This window comes from Vibrio sp. 1978 (assembly GCF_033344345.1).
Map to the genome: position 1 here is coordinate 1 of NZ_JAWPOP010000414.1, position 730 is coordinate 730.

Annotated in this window: 1 protein-coding gene; it reads right to left on the bottom strand. The window is 44.2% G+C overall.

Annotated elements, in window-relative coordinates:
• Nucleotides 1–730 (bottom strand): histidine kinase dimerization/phospho-acceptor domain-containing protein (locus tag R8N49_RS26940; RefSeq protein WP_318190429.1); only part of this gene is annotated, 730 nt, incomplete at both ends.

Here is a 730-nt window from a genome sequence, read left to right on the forward strand (position 1 = left end):
AATGCCTCTGTCAGTAAACTTCACGGCGTTATTGAGTAAATTAAACAACACTTGACGAAGGCGCGCTTTGTCGTTGTCATACCAGCGTCCCACAGGAACTAACGACGTCACCTTAAACTGCAATCCTTTCTCTGCACACAAGGTATGATAAACGCTTTTTATACTGCCGATGATCGATTCTATGGGAAATGGCGAGTTCGAAAACTCTACATGTCCCTGCTCTATCTTGGAGTAATCAAGAATCTCGTTCAGTAGCGTCATCATGTGATCACCAGAATCGTATAATGTACTGAGGTGTTTTCTTTGTTCGTCCGTTAACGGCGTTTTGAGCAGGATTTGGGCGGTGCCGAGTACCCCATTCATCGGCGTACGGATTTCATGCGACAAAGTGGCAAGAAAAGCAGTTTTGGCATTTGTCGACGCTTGAGCTTTTACTCTCTCTTGTTCGAGGTAAATGGTCTTCTCGTTGAATTTGGTAATGAGATGGCCGATTTCGTCCTCACTTCCGTAATCGATATCAATGATCCCGCCCGTTTTGGAATCATCAATTTTTGTAGCGATTCGTACGATAGGTTCGACAATGTATCGGTTAAGTAAATAGTACCCAACGAGAACGCATAGCAATAAGAATGGGATGATGCCGCCTTCAACACTCATGACTTGCTCGAACACTTGATCCGCCACTTTCGCCTTAGCATTGACAACTTCTAGCTTCCAATGAAATTCACCA